The organism is Nostoc sp., from assembly GCF_036917935.1.
Lineage (GTDB): Bacteria > Cyanobacteriota > Cyanobacteriia > Cyanobacteriales > Nostocaceae > Nostoc.
In genome coordinates this window covers 53,848-76,556 of sequence record NZ_JBALEL010000008.1, presented here as the reverse complement: position 1 = coordinate 76,556, position 22,709 = coordinate 53,848, and the positions used below count along the sequence as shown (strand labels likewise).

The window sequence follows — 22,709 nt, the reverse complement described above, 5'->3', positions numbered from 1 at the left end:
TAAATTATGTCTATTACAAAGCAACCAAGTTTACGCATTACTCCCCGCATCAGCCGTCGTGACTTGTTAATTGGCATGGCAGCAGCAGGTGGAGTAGCAGCTTTGACTACTTTGGGTTATCGGACTCTTCTCTTAACAACTCTTGACCCATCTGAAGAGGTCGTGCCCTTCTTTGGGCTTCACCAAGCAGGTATTCTTACCCCTACTCCTGCTGCTGGGTTAATGGTTGCATTTGATACGACTGCTACAAATAAAGCAGATTTAGTGCGGTTATTCAAAACTTTAACTGAGCGCATCCAGTTTCTCATGGCAGGGGGAACACCCAAGCCGCGCGACCCCAAATTTCCACCCAGTGATTCGGGGATTATGGGCCCGGCGATCGCTCCCAATAACCTGACAATCACCATAGCTGTAGGTAACTCACTGTTCGATAACCGTTTTGGACTTGGCAACTTGAAACCCAAGCGGTTAGATACTATGGCCAATTTTCACAATGACCAGCTTGACCCAGATTTATGTCATGGGGATATACTGTTGCAATTCTGTGCGAATACTGAGGAATCGAATCTCCACGCTTTACGCGACATCATTAAGAGCTTGCCAGACTTGATAACTTTGCGTTGGCAAATAGCGGGGTTTCTGCCGCCAAATACCCACAAAAAACAAGGCAAATCTACGGTGCGTAATCTGCTTGGTTTTAAAGATGGGACGGCAAATCTAGATGCTAGCGATGATAAATTGATGAACCGGATTGTCTGGGTAAAGCCAAACAGTGGCGAACCAGCTTGGACAGTAGGAGGAAGCTATCAAGTGGTGCGGGTGATCCGTAACTTAGTCGAACGCTGGGATCGCACACCACTACAGGAGCAACAGACAATTATTGGCCGAAACAAGGAAATTGGCGCACCCTTGGGGATGAAGCACGAGAAAGATATTCCCAATTACGATCAAGATCCTAAAGGTCAACAAATTCCTTTAGATGCTCATATCCGCCTTGCTAATCCTCGCAAATCAGAGTCGAGTTTGATTCTGCGGCGTGGTTTCAATTATTCACGCGGGTTTGACAAAGCTGGACATTTAGATATGGGTTTGTTGTTTGTCTGTTTTCAAGCTGATTTAGAAAAGGGGTTTGTGACAGTGCAAAATCGCTTGAAAGGAGAACCTTTGGAGGAGTACATTCGCCCCATTGGTGGGGGATATTTCTTCGCTTTACCTGGTGTCAAAGCTGTTGGAGGTTATCTCGGTCAGTCATTACTAGAAGCTTAATTTTTAGTTTTTTGACAGTGGTTAGCAGCTTACAATCACAAAGATTCTGCAAAAGCGATCGCGTCACTTGCAGATTTACCACCTGCGATCGCTGGTGCTTGAGATTGGCTCAAAACAATCTTAGTTATGATGGTAGATATCAGCCTTGTTTCTCAGCCACAATATTGAATACTAGATCGTTTTGATCGATGAGCATTATGAGCAATAACCTTGCGGTAGACGCTGTAAAGGGTTTTAACTTAGGAGACTTCAATGAATAAGGAGTCGCCTTTTGTAGAAACTGACGGATTGCTCTTGTATAAACAAGAGTGCAAGACTCCAGAATTTTTAAACTCATCTTTTTGCATACATCTATTTGGTAAACGAGTTATCGTAGATCACTATGTACTGTTGTTTCCTGATTCAGAAACTCTCACAGACTATGCTAAAACTCTGATCGACTATCATGCCAAAATCACCGAAGGCCCAGGAAAATGGCCTGATGATTTTTGTCCTGAGCAAAATCTATTGCCCGAAGATGCTAGCATGTACTTTCTCTCAGCCTTAATGCCGTCAGGCATGATTTTGGTACTGCTTGCACCGAACGCGCCACATGAACAGATTGCTAACTTATTCCAGAAGCAAGGTTTTAATACTGTTCATCACGTTGCCATTCTTGTCGATGATATTTATACGGCAGCAGAGGTATGGCAGAAGAAAGGCTTTATTCCTCTGTCTATGACTCCTCAAGAGGATGGTTCCTTGTGCCAATGGTTTTTCCGCAACTGGGCAGGCCAAATTATAGAGCTAATCTGCCGCCGATGGATGGGTAGAGAGACTTTTTCCTGCGAGAATATCGCTGGTTTACGCCTTTCAGAATTGGCAGCCTAAACTTGTCAAGTCTGCTTCCCGCGACGATGATTAGCAGCTTGTAATAACAGAGATTCGGCAAAAGCGATCGCATCACTTGCAGATTTACCACCAGCTAATTGCGCTAGTTCTTCCCGGCGAGTAGTTAAATTATCCAAGGTAGTAACTCTAACAACGGTACGCTGTTCCGCGTTGCCATTGTTGGCTTTTTTACCTTTATCTTGTTCGGTGAGTATTCGATAAAAGATTCTGACGATGATGTTAATATTATTCGCTTTGACTTTGGAACTGATACCCACCCGCCTCAACTCTGAGCTTACCTGACTTCCATCCCAAATCAACTGGGTGACTATTGTCATTGTCAGAGTACCAAGCTCCATTTTTACCAGATGTTTCTAGTAATGTATTTGGGTTACATTGATTACCAGGTATATCGTTATTGATATAGGCATAGTATTTTGAACCTGGAGTTAGGTTTGATAGGTGGAAACTATCTGTTTGTCTACTAGAGTATAAACTATCGTTCAATCAGTTTTTGGGCGAAATGAGGATGTCTCTTATAAAGACAATAATTTCGTTCAATTTTTATTCATGCCTTGATAAGACGAAACTCTACAATAGGCATAGCTATTCTCCCACTCCAAAATTTTTCTAATACTTGTTCTTCTAAACGCCTTGCTCTCAATTCAGAAACTTGATATATGACTTGGAGGCGATATAATGCACCAGCTTTGAGGTTAGGAAAATAATAAGAGCCACTTTTTCCATTCAAGCTACGAGTTTTGCTAGAAATTGCGAATTGAAGTTGAGAAGAATACCAAAGAAGTTTTCCACATAAATCCACAAACATTTTTTCTCCTAGTTGAAGCAAGTAATAATTTTGTTCATTGTTTTTCCAAGCAAGTTTAGTTGGTTCGCCAGAGGGATTTATTGGTTTACCATCATCACTTATTAAAATTGCGTCAATAGAGCTTAATTGGTAAAAACCAAGAGTGGTTGATGTATTGTTTGTAATATAAATACCTAGCTTGAAATCAGTTTTGGCTTGAAATAATTTAGAAGGGATGGTCAGTACGGACTCTGGCATATCTATTTTGAACAGGACTCCATCTAGTTCTATTGCATTACTATCAGTTGATAAGAGTTGAACAAGACGAATATCTACCCACGGGGTTGCCAATATGTCTGAACTAGTTTCTCGTTCAATTGCTTCTTGGTTAATGTTAGAACTTGAAACATATGTATCTCTAACATCAGTATTGAAAATAAATCGAAGCTGATAATTTTTCGTTTCAAGTGCATCGAAATACCAAAATTAATTAGACCTAAAAGGATCAAGAATATAGTCGGGAATAGTAGGAAATTTTAGTTGTAAAGAATTATTTTGCCAAAAAAGTTTTGCAGTTACAGAAAAACTTGTACGGCATTTGGGTCTAATTCTCCACCAATCCGATTGTCTACTTTGGCTACTATCTGGCTGCTTATTTTGTTGATTAGTAGCCAGATCGTCTGTAACTAAATGTCCCTGTATTATCTGCCTATTTGATGTCAAAAGCTGTGGGATAAAAGCTTGTAATTGGTTAAGATAAAAATAATTTGAACTTGTGTGATTTATACTCACGCCGAATTTAATTGGAACATTAATCCCAATTTGTTTTTTGGGAATGGGATATACTCTAGTCGGAAAGAGTATTGTGTTAGGAGCAAAGATTTCTATGTGTATACCATTCAATTCATAAGATGTCATGTTTCCTATCCTCTCAACTTCTACTTTTAATGCACCATCGCATTGATTGGTGTATGGCTTAATACTATCATTCCGAAAAAGATTAAAACCACAGTTAAAACTGTCGCTCTTGAGTGACGCATGAGATATTTACTGAAGTTTAGATGGTTTTATAGAAACTAGATTTCAGTCTGAGAGGATGTTTGAAAAGTATTTGGCTGTGATTTTAGGCACTTTGATCCCCCCTAACCCCCCTTAAAAAGGGGGGAACCGGAGTCAAAGTCCCCCAATTTATCGGGGGATTTAGGGGGATATAAAATATTTTGATACCGACAAGAGGACTTTTCAAACAACCTCTTATATACTAAACCAAACTTTATGAAGTTAATCCAAATTCTAATTTAGACATCTAAGTAACCATCAATAAAAATAAATTATGTAGGAAAAAATGCCCAGCTTTAGGAGGGTGTTTGAAAAAGCTAGCTATACAAAAATCTTTAATTTCAATCAATTTTATGGAATTATTAGAACACAAGTATGTCCAATCATTAATCAGATATTTTTAGGCTAAGAAATAATATTTGTGGCAAGAACCAGGAAGGAATTCCAAAATTCGACAACATTCTTCTGTCAAGTTAATAATTCGCTTAACTCCTTATGTAATCAGAACGTGAATTCCTTGAAAACATTGAAATATCCACTTTGTCCGACAACTTATCAAGATTTGTGTAAAATGATATTATTATGCCTTTCAAAATTAAGCTTAAAGAAGAATACAGAATTAATAATCAATTAGTGGAGGACTTAAACCCACACCCACATATTTAGAAGTTGTTTGAAAAGTGTTTCGCTGTGAATTTAGGCACTTTTAGATCCTCCTAACCCACGCCAGTCGCTCATGAGGGAAACCCCAACACCGCGCTGGCTCCCCTTAAAAAGGCTACTGTTTACACATACTTAATTCTGACTGCTGAATTCTTTCTTGTTAAACTTGTCAAGTATGCTTCCCGCGACGATGATTAGCAGCTTGCAATAACAGAGATTCGGCAAAAGCGATCGCATCACTTGCAGATTTACCACCAGCTAATTGCGCTAGTTCTTCCCGGCGTGTGGTTAAATTATCCAAGGTAGTAACTCTGACAACGGTACGCTGCTCGGCGTTGTCGTTGTTGGCTTTTTTACCTTTACCTTGATTGATAGTTTGCTTATCGACGCGGAAATGGCGATCGGCCATTGCTGCAACTAAAGGCTGGTGGGTAACACATAATACTTGGTTGCGTTGACTTAGCTGGTGTAATTTTTCCGCGATCGCTTGGGCGACCCTTCCCGAAACCCCGACATCAATTTCATCAAATACCATTGTTCCAGCCACATCAACCTGAGAAAAACAAGCTTTCAGCGCCAGTAGAAAGCGGCTCATTTCCCCGCCAGAGGCAATTTCCGTTAAAGGTTGCAGTGGTTCTCCAGGATTGGAACTAAACATAAAGGTAATTTTATCTGCTCCGGTGGCAGTTGGAAAAGTAGGCACGATCTCAACCTGAAACTTTACCTTTTCCATCGCTAGGGGCTTGAGTTCAGCGATCAAACGTGATTCTAAATTAGCAGCCGCTTTACTCCGCAGTTGAGTTAACTGATTAGTTGCTTGGGTGAGTTTTTCAAAATACGCCTTTTCTTGCTGTTCTAGGTTTTCAATAGATTGTTCGGTGTCGTTAAGTTGGGCTAATTCCCCTTGGATACGTTGGTAATAAGCGATCGCTTCTGTAAGTGTCGGGCCATACTTGCGGCAAATTTGCTTTAATTCCTGAATTCGTTCTTCCACCTCTTCCAACCTCTGCGGATCGGCTTCCAATCCATCCCCATAGGCGTTAATCTGCCTTCCCACTTCCATTACCGCAGCTTGCGCGTCCCGCACCAATTCCAACAGGTGTTGTAGTTGGGTATCGTATTCCACCATGTTATTTAATGTCGCTTCACTGTTTCCCAATAAATCTGCTGCGGCGGGAGTTTCATGATCATTTTGATACAAAGCCTGATAAACTTTGTAACTCATTTGTTGCAAATCGACGACATGATTCAGGCGTTCCCGTTCTTGTCCCAACTGTTCCAATTCATTCGGCTCATTGAGATTGGCTGCTCCCAATTCTTGCACTTGATAAGTGAGCAAGTCGAATTGTTGCAACCGTTCCCGTTCTGATGTCCGGCGTTTTTCTAGTGCTAAATGCGCCTGTTGATAAGCACTGAAATTCGTGGCCACCTTATGACGTTGCTGCATCAGAGAGTCACCGCCATATAAATCTAACCAGTCGCGGACTTGGGCAGATTGTCCCACTTGTACCGTTTGACCTTGGGCTGTAATTTCCACCAAGCGATCGCGCATTCCTCCCATAATCTGCCGATTTACCAACACGCCATTCACCCGCGATCGGCTGCGAATATTACTAGCAGTGACTGTGATTTCTCGGCTAATGACTACGGAGTTTTCATCAAGCAAATCTATTTCTTGTTCGGTTAACCAAGCAGCTAGAGGAGCATTTGAAGTGAAAGTCGCTTCTACCATCGCCCGACTTGTCCCTGTGCGAATAACTCGACTAGAGACTTTACCGCCCAAAGCAGCATCAATGGCATCCAAGATAATCGATTTTCCAGCGCCGGTTTCACCTGTCAACACATTTAGTCCCGCGCCAAATTCCAATTCCAGTTGGTCAATTAGGGCAAAGTTTTCAATTCGCAGGCAAAGCAACATCAAGCCAAATTCTCCATGAGGACAGATGCCGGATACTTCTAATTTACAGGACAATTAGTATGAGCTTTCAGCAACTAGCAATAGCTACTACTATTGAACTAGTATGCCGATTTAAGTGTAGCAAACCATTGGATACTGGTTACTGGAAAAGAATTATTTGAATTCCCATGCCCCATGCCCCATGCCCAATTCCTAAACATGTTGTTACAATACTTAATGTGATCGTTCTGACCGGTGGCCTTCTTCATGATTGTTAAGACACTTCCCCCTAGTTCCCGACCGATTCAGGAGGACAGTCGCAACGGCACAAATGGCCGAGGCGAACTGGACGTTATTGATCTAGTGCCAGAAACGAATGGTACACAAAGCTTGGTAGTGCCCCAGGTACGCCAGTTGCAGACATCGCCAAGACTATTAGCCGCCCAAAAGGTGAGGACAACAGCCCAACCTGAGACGCTTTACGATCCCGTGAGCATCGCGGCGCATTACCGAAACAGAAAAATGCAAGTTGTCCGGCGGATTTTCGCCGTGTTGGGCCCGACTCTATCCTTTGCTTTTGGGTTGTGGTCTGATCATAAACGGGGAAAAGTCGTCAAAAATGACCGCCGCCGAGCCACTCAGCTACGAGTATTGCTTACCCAACTGGGGCCCGCTTACATCAAAATTGGACAAGCTTTGTCCACCAGACCGGATCTAGTTCCTACTGTATACCTAGAAGAATTAACTAAGTTACAAGACCAATTACCGCCTTTTCCCAACGAAATTGCTTACCAGTTTATCAAAGAAGAACTAGGTGCGCCTCCAGAAGAAGTTTACGCTGAACTCTCAGCCCAGCCAATTGCTGCGGCTTCATTGGGGCAAGTGTATAAAGGTAAGCTAAAAACTGGTGAAGAAGTCGCTGTTAAAGTCCAACGCCCCGACTTGAGAGAGGGGATCACCATTGACTTGTATATCTTGCGTAACCTCGTTGCTTGGGTGCAGAAAAAGGTTAAACGGGTAAAAAGTGACTTAGTTGGGATTCTTGATGAATTAGGCGATCGCATTTTTGAAGAGATGGATTACATCCACGAGGGCGAAAATGCTGAACGATTTTTCGAGTTATATGGTCATATCAAAGACATATATGTACCGAAAATTTACTGGGAATATACTAATCGTCGCGTCTTGACGATGGAGTGGATTAACGGCATCAAATTAACCCAGACAGAAGAAATTAAAGCCCAAGGTATAGATGCTCGTTACTTAATTGAAGTGGGTGTACAATGTTCCTTGCGCCAATTGCTAGAACACGGATTTTTCCACGCCGATCCCCACCCTGGTAATTTATTAGCAACACCAGATGGTAAACTGGCTTATCTCGACTTTGGGATGATGAGCGAGATTCAACCGGCGCAGCGTTATGGTTTGATTGAAGCGATCGTCCACGTCGTCAACCGCGACTTTGAAGGATTAGCAAAAGATTACGTTAAGTTAGATTTCTTATCACCAGAAACCGATTTAACACCAATTATCCCAGCTTTTGCGAGAGTCTTTGCTGATGCTGAAGGAGCAAGTGTTGCCGATCTTAATATTAAAAGCATTACCGATGAACTATCGGCTTTGATGTATGAATATCCTTTCCGCGTACCGCCCTACTACGCCTTAATTATTCGCTCCCTCGTGACCCTCGAAGGTATTGCAATATTTATAGATCCCACCTTTAAAGTTCTCAGTGAAGCTTATCCTTACGTTTCTAAACGCCTGTTAACTGATCCAGCACCGCAATTAAGAGCATCATTGCAAGATTTGCTATTTAAAGATGGCAGATTTCGCTGGAATCGCTTAGAAAACTTGTTACGAAATGCGCGTAACAGTCAAGATTACGACTTTAATTTAGTGCTGAATCAGGGGATAGAATTTCTGTCATCTGAACGCGGTGCTTTCATTCGTGACAAGCTGGTAGATGAATCTGTTAATGGACTCGATGCTTTAGGTAAAAATGTTTTGCATAACTTTACCTCCCTGTTGCGAGAACGGGTAGGATTGACAGCAGTTAATAAAACTCCGTCGGCGACAGTTGAGCAACAACAAACCTTGGAGCATATCAAACGTATATTAGGTATTCTCCGAGAAACAAAAGGTTTTGATCCAGTGGAACTTGTACCCCAAATTACCCAGTTATTGGTAAATTCAGATGTACAGCGTTTAGGTCAACAAATTGCCAACCGCTTCACACAAAAGGCTGTAGCCAGGTTAATTCGGCAATTATTGACATCCTAGTAAAAGTTATGAGTTAAAAACTTTCTTTAACTCATAAATTATTCACTCTAGCAACTATATAACCCAACTCTTCCAGCTTTTCTAAGACCTTAGTCGCACTTTGGGCAACGCTTTCTTGGTTAGTTTTGCATTCGACTTCAGGACAGAGTGGTATTTCATAAGGATCATCAATACCAGTGAAGTGCTTAATCTCCCCGGATCTGGCTTTTTTATATAACCCTTTTACGTCTCGCTGTTCACAAACTTCTAATGATGCATTGACGTAAACTTCAATGAAAGATGGAATACTTTGGCGCACTTCTTCCCGAATTTCACGGTACGGTGAAATGGCTGAAACCAATACAATTACATTATTTCTGGCAAGAAGATGAGCCACAAAGCCAATGCGCCGAATATTCTCTTCTCGATCCTCTTTACTGAAACCCAACCCTTTGCATAGATTTTGACGTACCGCATCGCCATCCAGAACTTCAACTCTGTATCCCTGTATCCGCAGTTCCTTCTCCACGAATTGACAGATAGTAGTTTTACCTGCACCACTCAGACCAGTGAACCATACTGTCACACCATACTCTTGTTGTCTCATCCTACCTCCGCCGTACACTTCAAATTGCACACCAAAAAAAGCTTTTTTGGGTAATTTCGGGTCAAATAGCAATTTTATTTTTATAATCCTTTTTTAGCAGGAATTTCACGCCTTGCTTGGCGGCTCGTGTCAGCCTTGCTACTTTTACCTCTACTCATTTCGAGCCTAAGAATCGCATTTATACGTATTTAGGCTCAAGATTTAATACAGAGGCTGGCGATGTTTACGACAGGCTACACCTACGCACTTTCTCAAGCCTAACGATGAGCTTCGCGACTATACGAACTAAGTCTGCCGATCCAGGTTGCAAATTATTGAAGTTTTGACCAAGTTTTATATTCAGTATATATACAGTTTTTATTTAAAAAAATAGTCATTATTATAACAGTAATGTCCCACAATAAGACTTAGCACTAAGACATTATAAAAAAAACTAAGTTCAAAATGTTTATAAAGTTAGGGACGATCTAGCCTTATGGGGGCGCGACCTATTATCTGGCGGCGATTCCTTTGGGTGCTGTTCCTGATACACGTTTGTTTATTTATTGACAATGAACGCTTAGTGGTCTGTCTGATTAATTCTGAGAGGTTCGTAGTGAGCGATTTATCGCTCAATTTTAAGGGCTAGAGCCACTGACTATTTTAGTACTCAACTAAGTCCAAGTTTCCCCAACAAAATTTGATAATTCAACTTATTTATGTTAGCTACCTCTACCACTACTGCCTCAGAAGAGAATAACTTAATTCAGTGTGATGCCGATCAGGGATTTATCTCCTGGCTAAGTCAAGCCGGAGGCTCAATTGCCATCACCACCTACCAAGCAGGGAAACTGGCAGTTGTGGGCTGGAATGGGCAACAAATTACTATGCTGTTACGCCAATTTTCCAAACCAATGGGGTTGGCAGTTCATGGTTCACGTCTAGCACTGGCTACCCATCACGAAGTCTGTTTATTAGCCAATGCCCCCGCATTAGCCTATGAGTTTTTAGAAGACCAGCCCGGACGCTACGATGCCCTCTACCTGCCACGGATGGCATACTTCACAGGCGACCTCAACATTCACGACCTGGAATTTGGCAGGGAAGGGCTGTGGATTGTCAACACCCGCTTTTCCTGCCTTTCTGCCTTGAGTCCAGACTTTAGCTTTGTACCGCGCTGGCATCCCAAATTTATTTCCGAAGTAGTGCCAGAAGACCGCTGCCACCTCAATGGGTTAGCGATGGTGGATGGCAACCCCAAGTATGTGACTGCCCTTGGTGCGACAGATACCGTCGGGGGGTGGCGACCAGGTAAAGCCAACGGTGGGGTCGTTGTGGAAGTAGAGAGCAATGAAATTATTGTAGATGGATTATCAATGCCCCATTCCCCAATCTGGCATGACGGGTTTTTGTGGCTGCTCAACTCTGGTGCTGGGGAAATATGGCGCATTCATCCAGAATCAGGGGACAAACAGGTAGTCTGTGTACTGCCTGGATTTCTGCGGGGGTTGTGCTGCGTGGGGTATTACGCCCTAGTCGGACTTTGCCAGATTCGGGAACGGCATATTTTTGGGGGATTGCCCATTGCCCAAGGGTTTGAGCGGTTGCTCTGTGGTGTGGCAGTCGTGGATTTACGAAATGGACAGCAGGTAGGGATGCTGAAGTTCACTACAGGCTGTCAAGAACTTTATGATGTGCAGTTTCTCCCTGGTGTGCAGCGTCCGATGGTTTTAAATCAAGAACGTAAAGAAATCCGCCAAGCATTTACTGCACCAGAGTTTAACTACTGGCTGCGACCGAGTGCAGTGATTCCTAATGACTAAAAAATCTGCCTAATCAGAGCGTAATTATCAAATTTTTAGTTTTTTGAGAGGTTTTTTCATGACTGAATTCCAAGTCAATACTTACACCACTGGCAATCAATCTAACTCCACAGTAGCGATAGATGCAGCTGGGGACTTTGTTATTTCCTGGACTAGCAATGGTCAGGACGGTTCTAACGATGGGATATATGCCCAACGCTACAACAGTGCCGGGGTGGCTCAAGGGAACGAATTTAAGGTCAATACCACCAACGCCAGCAATCAATCTAACTCCACAGTAGCGATAGATGCAGATGGGGACTTTGTCATTTCCTGGACTAGCAATGGTCAGGATGGGTCTGGCGATGGGATATATGCCCAACGCTACAACAGTGGCGGGGTGGCTCAAGGGGACGAATTTAAGGTCAATACCTACATCACCAACAGTCAATCTAACCCCAGAGTAGCGATGGATTCAGGTGGGGACTTTGTCATTTCCTGGACTAGCGATGGTCAGGATGGGGATGGCTATGGGATATATGCTCAACGCTACAACAGTGCTGGGGTGGCTCAAGGGGGCGAATTTAAGGTCAATACCCATACCAGCGGCTATCAATCTAACTCCACAGTAGCGATGGATGCAGCAGGGGACTTTGTTATTTCCTGGCAAAGCTATTATCAGGATGGGGATGGCTATGGGATATATGCCCAACGCTACAACAATGCTGGGGTGGCTCAAGGGAACGAATTCAAAGTCAATACCTACACCAGCAGCTTTCAATATAACCCCACAGTAGCGATAGATGGAACGGGAGACTTTGTTATTTCCTGGCAAAGCTATAGTCAGGACGGGTCTGGCGATGGGATATATGCCCAACGCTACAACAGTGCTGGGATGGCTCAAGGAAACGAATTTAAGGTCAATACCTACACCACTGGCAATCAATCTAACCCCACAGTAGCGATAGATGCAGGGGGGGACTTTGTCATTTCCTGGACTAGCAATGGTCAGGACGGGTCTAGTAATGGCATATATGCCCAACGCTACAACAGTGCTGGGGTGCCTCAAGGGGGCGAATTTAAGGTCAATACCTACATCACCAATAGTCAATCTAACCCTACAGTAGCGATGGATGCAGGGGGGGACTTTGTCATTTCCTGGACTAGCGATGGTCAAGACGGGTCTGGCAATGGGGTATATGCCCAATTAAACACCAACAGTGGGGTTCCCCCGACAATCACCTCTGCTTCTGCCTCTGCCCTGGCATACACCGAAAACACCACTACAGCTATCGACTCAGCCATCACCGTCAGTGATGTAGACTCCCCCAACCTGGCTAGTGCCACCGTCACCATTACCAGTGGTTTCGCCTCTACTCAAGATACCCTCGCCTTCATCAACCAAAATGGGATTACGGGCAGCTACGACAGCAGCACAGGTGTCTTAACCTTAACTGGCAGTTCCACCGTTGCTAATTATCAAACCGCACTGCGTTCCGTTACTTATACCAACAGCAGCGACAACCCCACTCTCACACCTCGTACCGTCAGCTTTATAGTTAATGATGGGGCTGCTAATAGTACCTCCCTTACCCGCAATATTAATATTACGGCAGTGAATGATGCGCCCGTTGCTACTGCCACCAACTCTGCTCTGGCATACACCGAGAACGCCACTACAGCCATTGATTCAGGCATCACCGTCAGCGATGTAGACTCCGCTAACCTAATTAGTGCCACCGTCAGCATTAACAGTGGCTTCATTTCTACTCAAGATACCCTCGCCTTCACCAATCAAAACGGGATTACGGGCAGCTACAACAGCAACACAGGTGTCTTAGCCTTAACTGGCAGTTCCAGCGTTGCTAATTATCAAACCGCACTGCGTTCTATTACTTATACCAACAGCAGTAATAACCCTAGTAGCACACCTCGTACCGTCAGCTTTGTCGTCAATGATGGGACTGCTAATAGTACCGCCGTTACCCGCAATATTAATATTACGGCGGTAAATGATGCCCCAGTCGTTACCAACCCCATTGCTGACCAAATAGCGACAGAAGACACCACCTTTAACTTCAGCCTACCAGCAAACACCTTTGCTGATGCTGATGCAGGAGATAACCTCACCTACAGCGCCACCCTGGAAAATGGTAATCCAATTCCCAGTTGGTTGACCTTCAACGGCACCATCTTCAGTGGTACTCCCACAAATGACAACGTTGGTAGCCTCAACATCAAAGTTATCGCCAGTGATGGAACAGCAACTGTCAGCGATGTTTTTGTACTGACAGTGGCTAATACCAATGATGCTCCCCTCGCTGCTAACGACAGCATCACCACAAACAAAAACACACCCATTATCATTAGCGCTACTACTCTGTTGAGCAATGATACAGATGTGGATGTCAATGATGTATTAAGCATTACTGGGTTTACTCAACCTAGCCAAGGAAGCTTAGTTAACAACGGCAACAGTACTTACACTTATACCCCTGCCCAAAACTATTATGGCTCTGACGGCTTCACTTACACCATAAGTGATGGGCACGGAGGCAGTAGTACTGCCTCCGTCAACTTGACTATTAGTCAAGTTGACATTAATGTAATTAATGGCACGTCAGGTATAAATAACCTGACTGGTACGGAAAGCAGGGATATTATCTCTGGATTGCAGGGTAATGACACGCTCCAAGGACTAGGTGATAACGACACCCTTGATGGCGGCGATGGAAATGATTTATTGGATGGTGGTGCAGGAAGTGACTCTCTCATTGGTGGTAAAGGCAATGACACTTATATTGTGGACAGCATCGGCGACACTATTACTGAAGGCTTAAATGCAGGCACAGATTTAGTCAAGTCTTCGGTGAGTTGGGTGTTGGGAAATAACCTGGAGAATTTGACCTTAAGTGGAACCGACACAATTAATGGTACTGGTAACAGCCTTAATAATATCTTGACTGGAAATACTGGTGCTAACATCTTGAGCGGAGGAGATGGTAACGATAATCTCATTGGTGGTGCAGGGAATGACACCTTGTTGGGCGGTGCAGGTAATGACACCTTGGATGGAGGTTTAGGAGCAGATAGTCTTAATGGTGGAATCGGCAATGATATTTACATCGTAGATAACCCCAGCGATACTATTCTTGAAGGCTTAAATGCAGGCACAGATTTAGTTAAGTCTTCGGTGAGTTTTGTGTTGGCAGATAACGTGGAGAACTTGACCCTGACCGGAACCGACGCAATCAATGGTACTGGTAATAGCCTTAAGAACATACTGATTGGAAATACTGGTGCTAACATCTTGAGCGGAGGAGATGGTAACGATAGCCTCTTTGGTAGCTCAGGTAATGACACCTTGTTGGGCGGTGCAGGCGATGATACCTTGGATGGAGGTTTAGGAGCAGATAGTCTCAATGGTGGAGCCGGCAATGACATTTACACCGTAGACAACCTCAGCGATACTATTACTGAAGGCTTGAATGCAGGCACAGATTTAGTTAAGTCTTCGGTGAGTTTTGTGTTGGCAGATAACGTGGAGAACTTGACCCTGACTGGAAGCGGGGTAATTAATGGTACTGGTAACAACCTTGATAACGTACTGATTGGAAATACTGGTGCTAACATCTTGAGCGGAGGAGATGGTAACGATAGCCTGATTGGTGGTACAGGGAATGACACCTTATTGGGCGGTGCAGGCGATGACACCTTGGATGGAGGTACAGGGATTGATAATCTCAATGGTGGAGCCGGCAATGACATTTACACCGTAGACAACCTCAGCGATACTATTACTGAAGGCTTAAATGCAGGCACAGATTTAGTTAAATCTTCGGTAAGTTGGACATTGGGAGATAACCTGGAGAACTTAACCCTGACTGGAAGTGCGACAATTGGTACTGGTAACAGCCTTGATAACATCCTGATTGGAAATGCTGCTGCGAATATCTTCACCGGAGGAGATGGTAAGGATAGCCTCTTTGGTAGCTCAGGCAATGACACCTTGTTAGGCGGTACAGGCGATGACACCTTGGATGGAGGTACAGGGATTGATAGTCTCAATGGTGGAGATGGTAATGACATTTACACCGTAGACAACCTCAACGATATTATTACTGAAGGCTTAAATGCAGGCACAGATTTAGTCAACTCTTCAGTTACTTGGCAGTTGGGAGATAACCTGGAGAACTTGACCCTGACTGGAACCGGAGCAATCGCTGGTACTGGTAACAGCCTTAATAACATCCTGACGGGAAATACTGGTGCTAACACCTTGAGCGGAGGAGATGGTAACGATCGCCTCTTTGGTAATTCGGGTAATGACAGCTTAGTAGGCGGTATAGGTGATGATAGCCTCTATGGTGGAGTTGGTAAAGATACGCTGACTGGTGGAACTGGTCGAGATAGCTTATATCTGACTGATACCCGCACTGGAGGCTATGATACAATAACTGATTTTACTGGTGCTGATGATACTATCTTCATTTCTAAGGCGGAATTTGGACTGAGCCAAGCTCAGGATACGACACTCGATCCGGGATTGTTCCGACTTGGTACGATCGCTACAACCGCAAGCGATCGCTTCATCTACAATCAAAGTACGGGTAACTTATTCTTTGATAAAGATGGATTGGGTGGTACAGCACAAGTTCAAATAGCCCAGTTATCGAATAACGCATTGCTTACTAATGCAAATATTACTGTGATTGCCTAACTTTGCTAAGACAATTAACCTAGCATCAACCTACGTAGGGACGCGAAATTTCGCGTCCCTACCTGCCTTTGGGGTGATGTGGCTTTATGGGCAATATAATTGCAAACTTTTAACTTTCCTCTTGCGGATAACCGTTTTTCTCGCGTTTGAGGCTTTCTTCTAAGGCTTGAATTTGTTCACGACGAGCTTCCAATTCCAAGGAACGTCGTGCTAAGTCTTGGTTTTGCAACGTCAGAGATTGTCGCCAATGTTCTGCTCGTTCAGCTTCGTGCTGCAAAAATTCTGGGGTAATGCCGATGGTGAGGTAGTTTTGTACTAGATGGAGTACCCAGTTGGTGGCGTCTTCTAATTTTTCAATGTCGCCTGTAGCGGAAAGTTCTACTAAAACAAGCAAGTTTTCACTCATGATCTTTCCCTTCCCTAGCAGAATAAAAGCTTCTTCTGGAATTATCGCCCACAAGTTATCAGCTTCTTGACGCGCCAACAAGCGTAACTGGTGCTGCTCTAAAAAATCGTTTTTACGCACCTGGGCTAGATATAGCATGAGAGTCGCTTCGCTCCAATTCAAAATTAAAAATTAAAAATTAAAAAAATTTAATAAAAAAATAAGTGCCAGAATTCATATTTGGATCTTGTTAATTGGTAATGGGTAATTGGGAATTATTGACACTCCCATTACCCATTACAGTTATCCTAAGCCACGCAGGCGATGCCTACGGCAACGCCTGAAGGCGATCGCGCAAAATTTCTGCTTGCTTCTGTGCTTCTGCTAAAGCATCCCGCGCTCCCTGTACCACGTCAGCTCTAGCTCTATCCACAAAACTAGGATTGTTTAATCTGGTACTCAGGGATTGAACTTCCGCTTCCGCTTTGCTCAGGCTTTTCTCTAGTTTCGCACGCACAGCTTCAATATCCACTACGCCGTCCAGAGGAATTAGCACTTGTATTGTACCAATCACACCAGCGATCGCATTTTCTGGTTTTTGTGGTTGTTCTAATTCTGTCTGCGGGAAAAACTGTCTCCATAACCTAAGTCTCGCTTCAGCCGTTAGTAAATTTTGACTAACAAACCAAGCTGTGTAACCAAAACCAACTAGTTCAAAGAAAGTACCGACAATGGGAGTGTCATCAATGGCATTTCCCACAGCTAAACCCAATCTACCAAAGACAATCGCCACAATAATTAAACCAATTGTCTTCAAACCTCTTTGAGGTTTTTTAGCTGCAACAGTTTGGTTTTCTTGCTTGTCAGTAATGGTTAAAGTCTCAACCTTAGCCAAATCTTTAATATAAGACTGTCCAGCAGTGAGAATTTCCCGCTCTTTCTCACTTTCAGTTTGCAAATTCGCTGTTACTTTTACCCCTGGTTTAATATCCGCCTCAGCCCGCAAATTCCGAATTGTGCGGATAGTAGCAATCAGCAATTCAAATTGTTCTTCTAAAGCTGAATCAATTAAGTTTGCATCCACCTGCGGATAGATTTGTAACGGTAAAGTTTGCGGGGAATCTGCTGGTTGTTGGGTGAGAGTTTGCCAAATTTCCTCGGTAATATGAGGCATGAAGGGATGAAGTAGTTTCATAATCCCTTCCAGTACGTAGGCGAGGGTTTGCTGTGCTACTCGCCGCGACGCGGGGTCAGCATCTGCTTGCAATCTGGATTTTACCAGTTCAATATACTGATCGCAGAAATCACCCCAAATAAACTCGTACAGTCCCTTAGCTGCTTCCCCTAAACCGTAATTATCGATGTAATTGGTGGTTTCTTTGACAACTTGATGATACCGCGAGAGAATCCAGCGATCGCTCAATTCTATAGCTACTGGGTTCCCCAATTGTTGCGGCGTTTGTCCATCCAAATTCATCATCACAAACCGGGCTGCATTCCACAACTTGTTAGTAAAGTTGCGAGACGCCTCCACCGATGCTGATTCATCCTTTTTGCGATCGTATTCCAGCCGGATATTTTGTCCAGCACCAGCAACTTCCCTAATTAAGGTATACCGCAGTGCATCAGTACCATATTTGTTAATCAATAACAATGGGTCAATGCCATTACCTTTGGTCTTTGACATCTTCTGACCTTTTTCATCCAGCACCAAGCCGTGGATGTAAACCGTTTGGAAAGGCATTTGCTGCGTAAAATGCCCAGCCATCATGGTCATTCTGGCTACCCAGAAAAAGATGATGTCAAAGCCTGTCACCAAAGTTGTAGTCGGGTAGTAAGTTGCTAAATCCTGAGTTTGTTCTGGCCAGCCCAAGGTCGAAAACGGCCAGAGTCCAGAAGAAAACCAAGTATCTAGTACATCAGGGTCTTGTTCAAGCTGGACATTTTCACCAAATTGTGCTTTAGCTTTCTCCCAAGCTTCAGTTTCCGATTTCGCTACCACAAACGGCGTATTATCGGTAATTTGCCCATCCGTTTCACTGACAGCGTACCAAGCAGGAATTCGGTGTCCCCACCATAATTGGCGAGAGATACACCAATCAGTGAGTTTTACTAACCAATCACGATAGACCTTTGTCCAGCGTTGGGGGACAAACTCTGGAGAAGTTTGCTGGTCAAGGAATTCAAGAGTTTGGTCAGCTAAGGGGCGAATTTTGACAAACCACTGAGTCGAGAGGAGGGGTTCAATAGGTACTTTACCGCGATCGCTGTAGGGAACGGTATGTTTATAATCTTCAATCTTCACCAAAAAGCCATCTGCTTCTAGGCGAGAAACCACATTTTTTCTAGCAACAAAGCGGTCTTGTCCTTGAAACTCCCCGGCATTAGCGTTGAGAGTGCCGTCTTTATTCATAATGTTGATCAACGGCAGATTATGACGCTTACCCATGTCAAAATCGTTCAGGTCATGGGCGGGAGTCACCTTTACGCAACCCGTGCCAAAAGTGGGGTCAACAAATTCATCGCCAATGATGGGAATTTCTCGTTGTAGAATGGGCAGAGTTAAAGTTTTGCCGATGAGATGTTTGTAGCGATCGTCATTGGGATTAACTGCTACAGCCGTATCGCCTAGCATCGTTTCTGGTCGAGTTGTCGCCACCTCTACAAAACCGGAACCATCGGTGAGGGGATAGCGGAAATACCAGAGATTCCCATTAACCTCTTGATTTTCCACCTCCACGTCAGACACAGCCGACTGAGAAGCCGGACACCAGTTAACTAAATATTCACCACGATAAATTAAGCCTTCCTCGTAGAGGCGAGTAAATGCCTCGACAACAGCTTTGGATAAACCTTCATCCAGAGTAAACCTTTCCCGTGACCAGTCCACCGAGACACCCAAGCGTCGTAGCTGATTTAGAATCGTTCCCTCAGACTCCGCCTTCCATTGCCAAGCGCGTTCTAAGAACTTCTCGCGCCCCAACTCGTAGCGAGTTTTACCCTCTGTCTTGAGTTGCTTTTCCAGCATACTATGCACAGCAATGCTGGCGTGGTCAGTTCCGGGTAGCCACAGGGTATTGCGTCCCTGCATCCGGTGGTAGCGGACGAGGGTATCAATCAACGCACTTTCAAAAGCGTGACCCATGTGTAAGCTGCCAGTGACATTCGGCGGTGGAATGACGATGCAGTAGGGTTCGCCGCCTTTGTTGGGGTCAGCTTTGTAAACTTGGTTGTCTTCCCAGAATTTTTGCCACTTGGCTTCAGTGGAAAAAGGGTCATAAAGACTAGGGAGATTGGGAATAGTTGCGGTCATGCGGGAAAACTAACTATGGAAGGACTCTAATAAATTTTGCCACAGGGTTGGAGAGGGTTTGTTTTGCAATTCTCGAAATCGTGGATGTACCCCTTAAAAAATCTGGAAATGCGAAATCTATTCTTAACCCTTGTAGTTATCTTGGATAAATTCCGTAACTGACATCTGTATATTCATCCAGAAAAACTCATGAAATTGAAACCAGGTTTATTTCAACTCATCGTGCTCGTTATGACTGTATCGCTACTTGCTTCTTGTGCGACAACCCCAGAAGCAAGACAGTCAGATTGCATCTCCACAACGTCACCGAAGCCTAAACAAAAACCCGATAACTGTCCACCCTCATCTAATAGTAGCGGCAGATCAAGTGGTTACTCTGGTGGTAGTAGCATTAGAAGATCCGGTTCTGGTAATTTATCGGAGGTCGGTACTTCCAGGGGTTCTTTCAAGGGCCGTAGTGGTTTTGGTAGTTTCGGTCGCGGTGGTCATGCGGGTGGATAAGAGAGTTATGAATATTTTCAACAGTCCTCAACGAAAGCGTCTATTTCAGTCGATGAAAATGGGTTGGTACAACTTTGTTCCTATTGAAGAAGGAACAGGTATACCTCTAACTGACCAAGAAACACCTTACGCTCTTTATTATTGCCATCAAGTTTTACCGCAGACGATACAAGAAATTCAGCAAGCATCGGAATTAGTCGGTAGTGTTTTAACCCAAGTGTGGAAAATTATCCGCACTCTTGATGAGGATACACTACTTTACTATGGATTTCCTAAAGCTACCATCAAGTTAGTTAAATATGACTTCCTTGCACCATTTTGTATGCGTCTTGACTGGTGCTGGAATCAAGAAACGGGGATAAAAAAGGTAGTAGAAACTAATCCCCAAACTCCTAGTTTTTGGTTTGAATGTACGGACGGGAATAACAAAGTCGCCAGACATTTTGGATTGCAAAAACCAGATTTAGATTCTCAAAAAATCTTAAAACTAACACTCAATCAGCATGTAGATAGAGCCGCCTTAAATTTACGTAAACCAATTACAGACTGTCGCGTGGCATTTACAGCTTTGAATAATGCGGAAGATTTAGGTACTATGCGATGGTTGAGCAATTACTTGGAGTCTAAAAGTACCATTTTACCCTTAGAATATCTTGGCATCAAAGATGGTGAATATCTATTTGACCAGAGAACACAAAAACCAATAGATATACTCTTTATGTGGTATCCAGTGGAATGGCTAATCCATGATACTGATGAAAAAGGTGAAAGATTATGGCCGGCTCTAGAACAATTAATTTTTGAGAATAAAATTGTGATTGTGAACTTTGGTTCTGCTTTTGCACTGCAACCAAAGAGTGTATTTGCCCTAATTACAGATTTGGGATATGACTTTTTTTCTGACAAAGATGCTGGGGCAGTCTGGGAATATTTTCCTAAAACATCACTGAATGCAACAGCAATAGGTAATTCATACTTTGCCAAACCTATTTTAGGAAGAGAAGGTGAAGGAGGATTTGCAGTTAATTCAGGAAATATCTCTGTGCGTAGTAGTAATAATGACCCTTGGTATACACAACAAACTTATGTATATCAAGACTTATTAGAGTTTCCTAAACTAGAAATTGATGGCAAGTCAATGACTCAGGTTTGGGGAGCATGGCTATATAACAATGGTAATGACAAGTTTATATCTGGAGGTGTAGGAATGCGCCTTTCTGAAGGGGAAATTACAGATAACTTATCCTATTGGTGTCCTATTGGATGCTAATTTTAACAGCATCGATAATTAGAGGCAAACATGAATCCTCAAACCACCAACTGTTCACCCTGGACATACATACCCACCCTATATTTCACCTCCGGTATACCTTACGTCATCATCAACACAGTTTCCGTAATCTTTTACAAAAAACTCGGAATAGATAATACTCAAATTGCCTTGTGGACAAGTTTTCTCTATCTCCCTTGGGTCATCAAAATGTTTTGGGGCCCAATTGTCGATACTTATTCTACCAAACGCAAATGGATACTTTATACCCAATTTGCCATGTTCTGCTGCTTATGTTTAATAGCCTTCTCCTTACAACTGTCAAATTTCTTTTTCATCTCCCTCGCAACATTAACAATAGGAGCATTTATTTCTGCAACTTATGACATTGCTACAGATGGCTTTTATCTGCTGGCTTTATCTCCTGAACAACAAGCCTTCTTTGTCGGCATTCGCTCACTGTTTTATAGAATGGCTGTCATTTTTGGCTCCGGGATATTAGTAGTTTTAGCAGGTCAGCTGGAAGTATCTCTCAATAATATTCCTTTAAGCTGGACTATAGCTATTGGCTTCTCAGCTTTAATTTTAGCAATCCTGTTTATTTCCCATCGCCTAATTTTACCCTTACCTGAATTTGATAATCAACGACAAATACAAGCTAGGGAAAATATACCTTTTTGGTCAATTATTAGCTCATATTTTGCTCAGGATAAAATTAGAAATATTTTAGCATTTATCTTACTCTACAGACTTGGTGAAGCAATGCTTGTGAAGATAGCCTCTTTATTTTTATTGGACAAACCAGAAGTAGGGGGCTTAGGGCTATCAACATCAGATGTCGGATTAGTTTACGGGACATTTGGGGTAATATCCCTGATTTGTGGAGGAGTTTTAGGAGGCTTGCTAATTTCTAAATATGGATTAAAAAAGTGTCTTTTTCCTATGGCTTTGGCGTTAAACTTGCCTGATATATTTTATGTGTATATGGCTTACACTAAACCTTCGCTAACATTAGTATATCCCTTAGTTTCTTTAGAACAATTTGGGTATGGGTTTGGATTTACAGCTTTTAGTGTTTATTTAATGTATATTTGCCAAGGCGAATATAAAACTTCTCATTTTGCTATCTCCACTGGCATTATGGCTTTAGGAATGATGTTACCCGGTTTAATTAGCGGTTATCTGCAAAAAACTTTTGGCTATCCATTATTTTTTGTCTTGGTTTGTTTGTTAACTATTCCTGGGATGATTGCTCTGTTTTTTATACCTTTAAAAGAAGAACCGAAACGCCAAAATAATTAACATTATTA

14 protein-coding genes and 1 pseudogene are annotated in these 22,709 nt (G+C 43.1%); 8 read left to right on the top strand and 7 right to left on the bottom strand.

Annotated features, from left to right (window positions below):
* The first annotated feature begins 6 nt into the window (after positions 1–6).
* Entirely contained in the window at positions 7–1,266 is a 1,260-nt protein-coding gene (efeB, locus tag V7K62_RS04955; protein WP_334862288.1) for an iron uptake transporter deferrochelatase/peroxidase subunit, read from the top strand.
* A gap of 252 nt (positions 1,267–1,518) precedes the next feature.
* Positions 1,519–2,136 carry a hypothetical protein gene (locus tag V7K62_RS04950; protein WP_334862286.1) on the top strand — a complete coding sequence of 206 codons (618 nt, stop codon included), beginning with the start codon at positions 1,519–1,521 and terminating at the stop codon, positions 2,134–2,136.
* Between the two features lie 5 nt (positions 2,137–2,141).
* On the opposite strand, the pseudogene V7K62_RS04945 reads toward V7K62_RS04950, so the two are convergent.
* From V7K62_RS04945 to recN, 4 genes and pseudogenes are all read right to left on the bottom strand, one after another.
* Positions 2,142–2,339: pseudogene (locus V7K62_RS04945) on the bottom strand (DNA repair protein RecN); the annotation flags it as partial.
* A gap of 365 nt (positions 2,340–2,704) precedes the next feature.
* The gene (locus V7K62_RS04940) at positions 2,705–3,295 is read right to left on the bottom strand and encodes a hypothetical protein (protein ID WP_334862284.1); all 591 of its coding nucleotides are present in this window, start codon (positions 3,293–3,295) and stop codon (positions 2,705–2,707) included.
* Positions 3,296–3,430: 135 nt separating this feature from the next.
* Positions 3,431–3,862 (bottom strand): hypothetical protein, encoded by a 432-nt coding sequence (locus V7K62_RS04935; RefSeq protein ID WP_334862282.1) that lies wholly within the window; start codon positions 3,860–3,862, stop codon positions 3,431–3,433.
* 973 nt (positions 3,863–4,835) lie between these two features.
* Entirely contained in the window at positions 4,836–6,584 is a 1,749-nt protein-coding gene (recN, locus tag V7K62_RS04930; protein ID WP_334862331.1) for a DNA repair protein RecN, read from the bottom strand.
* 246 nt (positions 6,585–6,830) lie between these two features.
* Between recN and V7K62_RS04925 the strand changes: the two genes are divergently transcribed.
* Positions 6,831–8,843 (top strand): ABC1 kinase family protein, encoded by a 2,013-nt coding sequence (locus V7K62_RS04925; protein ID WP_334862280.1) that lies wholly within the window; start codon positions 6,831–6,833, stop codon positions 8,841–8,843.
* Positions 8,844–8,874: 31 nt separating this feature from the next.
* Here the strand turns inward: V7K62_RS04925 and cysC are convergent, their stop codons facing one another.
* The gene (gene cysC / locus V7K62_RS04920; RefSeq protein ID WP_334862278.1) at positions 8,875–9,429 is read right to left on the bottom strand and encodes an adenylyl-sulfate kinase; all 555 of its coding nucleotides are present in this window, start codon (positions 9,427–9,429) and stop codon (positions 8,875–8,877) included.
* 698 nt (positions 9,430–10,127) lie between these two features.
* Here cysC and V7K62_RS04915 point away from each other — a divergent pair.
* Both V7K62_RS04915 and V7K62_RS04910 read left to right on the top strand, forming a co-directional pair.
* Positions 10,128–11,231: a TIGR03032 family protein gene (locus V7K62_RS04915; RefSeq protein WP_334862276.1), complete on the top strand. Its 1,104-nt coding sequence runs from the start codon at positions 10,128–10,130 to the stop codon at positions 11,229–11,231.
* 58 nt (positions 11,232–11,289) lie between these two features.
* Positions 11,290–15,930, top strand: a complete 4,641-nt coding sequence (locus V7K62_RS04910) for a beta strand repeat-containing protein (RefSeq protein ID WP_334862274.1) — start codon at positions 11,290–11,292, stop codon at positions 15,928–15,930.
* 109 nt (positions 15,931–16,039) lie between these two features.
* On the opposite strand, the gene V7K62_RS04905 is transcribed toward V7K62_RS04910, so the two are convergent.
* Together V7K62_RS04905 and V7K62_RS04900 are read right to left on the bottom strand one after the other, a co-directional pair.
* On the bottom strand, positions 16,040–16,474 hold the full coding sequence (locus tag V7K62_RS04905; RefSeq protein ID WP_334862272.1) for a hypothetical protein: 435 nt from the start codon (positions 16,472–16,474) through the stop codon (positions 16,040–16,042).
* 169 nt (positions 16,475–16,643) lie between these two features.
* Positions 16,644–19,628 carry a valine--tRNA ligase gene (locus V7K62_RS04900; protein WP_334862270.1) on the bottom strand — a complete coding sequence of 995 codons (2,985 nt, stop codon included), beginning with the start codon at positions 19,626–19,628 and terminating at the stop codon, positions 16,644–16,646.
* A gap of 189 nt (positions 19,629–19,817) precedes the next feature.
* On the opposite strand from V7K62_RS04900, the gene V7K62_RS04895 reads away from it, so the two are divergent.
* Genes V7K62_RS04895 through V7K62_RS04885 form a run of 3 tightly spaced genes read left to right on the top strand, consistent with a single transcriptional unit; the run spans position 19,818 to position 22,701 of the window.
* Entirely contained in the window at positions 19,818–20,129 is a 312-nt protein-coding gene (locus V7K62_RS04895; RefSeq protein ID WP_334862268.1) for a hypothetical protein, read from the top strand.
* Positions 20,130–20,136: 7 nt separating this feature from the next.
* Positions 20,137–21,399, top strand: a complete 1,263-nt coding sequence (locus V7K62_RS04890) for a glutathionylspermidine synthase family protein (protein WP_334862266.1) — start codon at positions 20,137–20,139, stop codon at positions 21,397–21,399.
* A 30-nt stretch (positions 21,400–21,429) separates the two neighbouring features.
* Positions 21,430–22,701 carry an MFS transporter gene (locus tag V7K62_RS04885; RefSeq protein ID WP_334862264.1) on the top strand — a complete coding sequence of 424 codons (1,272 nt, stop codon included), beginning with the start codon at positions 21,430–21,432 and terminating at the stop codon, positions 22,699–22,701.
* Positions 22,702–22,709: the final 8 nt, after the last annotated feature.